The following is a 4,973-nucleotide window of genomic DNA, read 5'->3' on the forward strand; positions in this document are numbered from 1 at the left end:
ATCACGAATCAGCTCACCACCGCGGGTTCGCTCTTCACAGCCTTGCAGGGCTCTGCCACCGCACTGGGCAATGCGCTGGACCCGTCGAACCCGTGGAGCATCCCGTCGCTGGTGCAGGCTTCTCTCACCGATCTCCTCGCGGGCAACATCAACGGCGCGGTGTCCAACCTCTGGAGCGCATTCCTCACCCCGGTGGCCGGGGCGGTGCTTCCGTTGCTCGAACCTGCCATCAATGCCATCAGGCAGCCGGTGCAGAACCTGGCCAACGTACTGAGCAACCCGGCGATTGTGGCACTGCCCGCCCTCGGCTTGCTCAACGTCGCCTACCGGACAGTCACGGTGGCGGGAAACGTCGGCCAGGACATCGTTGACTCTGCCACGGCGGGCGATGCGCTCGGTGTCGTCAACGCGATGCTCGGCGGTCCTGCCGTCGTCGCGGATGCGTTCCTCAACGGCGACGCGCTCGGCGGCGGCGTGTTCGGTCCCAGCCTCGGCCTGCTGAGCACCCTGCGACAGGCCCGCGAGCTCATCGCCGCCGCGATCACACCACCAGCCGCTGACGCCGCGCGCACGGCAGCGGACGCAACCCTGACGTCCGCGGCGAAGGTCGTGACGCTGGATGTCAGCCCGAAGGCCGCCGTTGTGTCACCGGCACCTGCCGCTGCTCCGGTCGAGGCGGCTCCGGTTGTGGCCGCACCTGCTGAAACCGAAACTGCTGCAGGCGATTCCGCTGCGACGAAATCACCGTCCAGCGCTTCCACTCCGGTGGTGAAGGACAGTCTCAAGGCCGAACCCGGCAAGGCGCTGTCGACCAACCGATCCGGCTCGGCCAAACAGGTCCGTGAGGGCCTTCAAGGGTCCGTCAAGAGCGTGACCGACGGACTGAAGAAGGCCACCGAGGGGCTGAGCGGCAAGAGCGCCAAGGCCGGCAAGCACCGCGCGGCGAACTCCGGCGGTGGCTCGTCATCGTCAGGATCGGGCGACGCATCCTGATTCACACCAGTCAGTGGGCCTCCTCGCATGAGGGGGCCCACTGCACGCCTGCTATCGCCCTTTGGTCCAGCTGCCCGCGTCGCCGACGATGCCGACGGGCACGGCACCGGTCAGACTGACGTTCTGCACACTCGGTCCTGCGGCAACGATCGTCGTGTCCTGCAGGATCGGAAGAACTGTCGACATGTTCCACAGGCGCGGCTCGACAGCCTGGATCACCTCGGCGATATTCTGCGAACCATCCAGTGCCGCATCAATTTTCGGCTGAATGCTGTGATCACAGATCCCGGTGATGTTGCTGGGCGCCTGCACCAGATCACCTGACTCCGGAGCCGGAATGGGCTGAGCGGGTGTCGGTGTGGTGCTCGGCGCCGGGGGTGCGACCGTGGTTGTGGGCTTCGGTGACGACGAGGGAGTGACCCCGGGGACCGCGGTCGAGACGGCGGTCGCCTCCAACGCCCGGCAGCCGTAGCGCGATGCGAGGCTGGTGGCCAGGTCCCCTCCGGCCTGATGCCAGCCGACTACGGCGTCGATCCGGTTGTTGGTCAGCGCATCTCCATAGAGCGCAACCGGGTCCAGGGCCAGCACCGAGGCGTCGATTCCGACGTTGCGCAGCTGATCGGCCGCGGTGTTGGCGACGGCGACCGACGTCGGATCGTTGGACGCCACACCGAGCACCAGCGTCAGCGGGGCGCCGTCCTTGGTGATGCGCTGCCTGCCGTTGTCCGGCGCCGGCGGCGCGCCCGGAGCGGGCGGCTCGGCCGCGGGCTCGATCTGGTAACCCGCGCCACGCAACAGATCAAGCGCAGCCTCCCGCGACATCGCCGGAGGAGCTGTCGGTACGTAGCCGGGATCCGATGGTGAGCGCACCTGCGCCTGCGCCAACGTCACCGTGTTGTCGTCGCCCGCGCCAACCGAGGCCAACAGGTCGACATCGATCAGACCCAGGATCGCCTTGCGCACCTGGGCTTCGGCCAGGGTGGGCTGCCCTCCGCGAAGCGTCAACTGCATCACCCGCGGTGTCACGATCCTGGCGGTGCGAACATCGGGGATCGCGCTCAGCTGCGCGAAAGTGGCTGCGCCACCGTGAACCTGGGCCACCTGGGTGTCGCCGTTGCGGATGGAATCGGCGAGGGCAGCCGGTGCTCCACCACGCCGGAACAACACCAGGTCAGGCTTGGCCGGCGCGCTCCAATATCTGTCGTTGCGGGCGAGCAGGATCTCATCGCGTTGCGGGTCGATGCTTTCCACCCGGAACTGCCCGCCGGTGACCGGCATCGCACGGGCCAGACCGGCGCCGAAGCCACCGGGAATGTCCTTGACGATGTGGGCCGGAAGGATGTCGTTGAACAGCTCCCGCCACGCGGGATAGGGCTGGGAGAAGGTGACCACCGCCTGCTTGCCGCCCTCCACCGACTGCACACCGGTGATCAGGTCATAGCCGGCCGGGTCGACGACTCCCGGTTGGCTGACCATCTGGCGCCAGAGGTACCAGTAGTCGTCGGCGGCGATGGGCGCGTTGTCGGTCCATTGCGCTTCCGGACGGATCTTGTAGGTGACCGTGAACGGGTTCTGGTTGGTCACCTCGGCCGATTCGAGCAGAGTCGGATCGAGCTCCCAGTGCGAGCCCGTCGGAGACTTCGGGTCGGGTACCGGCCGGAAGGAACTCGGCAGCACCATCGAGGCGACCGCGGCGTTCACCGGCGACTGGTCCGACAACAGGTGCGGGTTGAACCCCGGGCCGATCGAATCGATGGCCATGATGATCTGTGTCGCCTTCATCGGGGGCGGCGGTGTCGTCTCGGTCGTCTCGGTGCTCTGCGGAGCGGGCGGCGGGCTCACAGTGCAACCGCTGAACAGGAGCGCCGGCACCGATATGAGCGCCCCGATCGTCAACTGGGCGCGGCGGAGGGGTGTCGGCACGCCACTCAGCGTATCGACCGTCCGGAAGCGCTCTTGGCCCCACACCGACAGCGCGTCTCAACCCCTCGCCCCGCAAATGGTGACGGGCATGCATCGCGAGGGTGAACCCGCGGCGAGATTTTGCGCGAAGAAGCGCAATGGATTCAAATTTGGCGCTAAAACCCGGCCGATCGGGACACGTGAAACAAGATCAAATCTGATTGCTGTCGAACATTACAGGCCGGCATGAGCCGGCATTTGACGCGACGTTGCAAACAGGGCGCGAAGGACGAGCGCGCCGCTCTCCGCGTCGGCGTTGGCGTCGCAACCCGCTCGGCTTCGTCGAAATGCAGACCTCCCAGGTTATTTGGCAGGGCACCGCGGACGTCATGATGACCGGCGTGCCACCCCTGAAAGATGTTTCCGGTCCACTCCCCCTCTTCAGCTAAACCAATCACAGATTGGCCCGCGACATTCGCTTGCATGACACAACTTGCCAGAAAACTCCGGCGCTCGGACGGTATTTGTGTGTGCAAGATTTGAAATTCACCTGAGAAATTCTCAGGTTGACGATATCGTCGACGACGTCAGTTTCGACCAGAGCAACCAAAATCAGGGGGAGGCACCCATGCACGTCGGTGTGAAGCAATCGATGACAGGAGCCACAGCGCTACTCGCGGCAGGCGCGATTGCCATCGGCCCGGCCATCGGACCGGTCAGCGCACAGGCGCCGGAGGCTCTCCGAGCCGCACATGTTGCGGATATCAACCTCATGGCGACACCGGATCCGATTGCGGCACTCGAGGGTTTCACCGAATCCGGGTTGCGTCTCGTCCAAGGCATCGCTGAACTACCGGTGGCCGCCATCGCCGCTGCCCTCGCCATCGCCGACGGCGACCCCCAGGCGTTCTACAACTCGATCCGCCAGGTCATCGATGCCCCGCTGTGGGTCATCGACCCCGCCCTCGGAATCAACCAGACATCACTCACCGGCAAGGGCCTGGCGGCGCTGTTCCCCGACCACGCCGACGACATCCAGGCCTTCCGCAACAACGTGCTGTGGGCAGCGACCGATAGCTTCCGATCATCGATCGCCGACCTCCTCGGGGTCGAGGACACCAGCACTCCCCTCGACGTGCTCACCCCGCTCGCCGGTTTCGCTGCGGGCGCCCTCGACTCCGGATATCGACTGGTGGAGGGCCTCGCTCTGGCCCCGTTCGGACCGCTCAAGGCGATCATCGACATCGCCGGCGGCATGGAACCCAACGTCGCCGTTTACCGCATGCTCGACAGTTACATCAGCGCACCACTTTGGGTGGCTGACTCCTTCATGGGCACCGGTCCGACCCAGCAGGCAATCCCCATCGGACTGAAGGCGCTGTTGCCCAACCGGGCCGACGGTATTCAGGACTTCCGCAACGACGTGTTGTGGAAGGCGACGAACTCCGTCCGTGAAGTCGTCCGCGAGGCGCTCGGCGTGGATCCGAGTGAGAATCCGAACAACCCGCAGAACACGTTGGTCACCAGCAATGTGAGCAAGCTTCCCGCTCCGAAGACGTTGGTCAGCCTGGACGTCGAAACGGCACCGCCGGCGCCGGAGAAGGTCCCGGCGGAGACGGTGGAGGTCAAGAAGCCCGCGGTCGAGAAGACGACGCCCCTCGTGAAGGCACGGAGCCAGCTTCGCGAGAGCCTCAACTTCAGCACGCGCCAGACCGGAACCAAGGTGTCCGAGGGCTCGGCCCCGTCGGCACCGACCAAGCCCGACACCACCGATCTGACGACCAGCGTCAATCAGCTCAAGGAGAAGTTCGGCTTCAAGGGTGGCGGCGACAGCCCGACCCCGGGCAAAGCCACCACCAAAACCACCACCGGCAACACCACCGGTTCCGCCACCACTGATGACGGCGCCGGCAAGAAGTCCGCTTCCAAGAGCGACGCGGCCTGAGAACTGGTGCGCCGGTAGCGATATCGCGGGGGATATCGCTACCGGCGCATCTCAGCTCTGAGGCGCACCGCCGCAGCCCCCCACCGCGAGTGGCCAGTTATTGCACCGCTTTTCGGGCGTAACGTGCGATAAC

General features: G+C 65.7%; 2 protein-coding genes and 1 pseudogene. 2 read left to right on the top strand and 1 reads right to left on the bottom strand.

Features of this window, described 5'->3' with window-relative positions:
- Positions 1–993, top strand: a pseudogene (locus tag A5779_RS34005) (hypothetical protein); the annotation flags it as partial.
- A 51-nt stretch (positions 994–1,044) separates the two neighbouring features.
- Here the strand turns inward: A5779_RS34005 and A5779_RS09430 are convergent.
- A complete protein-coding gene (locus A5779_RS09430) occupies positions 1,045–2,925 on the bottom strand; it encodes an ABC transporter family substrate-binding protein (protein ID WP_174554308.1) in 1,881 nt (626 codons plus the stop codon).
- A 622-nt stretch (positions 2,926–3,547) separates the two neighbouring features.
- Between A5779_RS09430 and A5779_RS09435 the strand changes: the two genes are divergently transcribed.
- Positions 3,548–4,840, top strand: coding sequence for a hypothetical protein (locus A5779_RS09435; RefSeq protein WP_131811621.1), 1,293 nt, complete (start codon positions 3,548–3,550; stop codon positions 4,838–4,840).
- The last annotated feature ends 133 nt before the right edge of the window (positions 4,841–4,973 follow it).

Source organism: Mycolicibacterium peregrinum, assembly GCF_001665625.1.
GTDB lineage: Bacteria > Actinomycetota > Actinomycetes > Mycobacteriales > Mycobacteriaceae > Mycobacterium > Mycobacterium peregrinum_B.

Excerpts from the sequence above, each read along its gene's own strand:
- A5779_RS09435 (WP_131811621.1), top strand. The coding sequence starts at position 3,548 with ATGACAGGAGCCACAGCGCTACTCGCGGCAGGCGCGATTGCCATCGGC.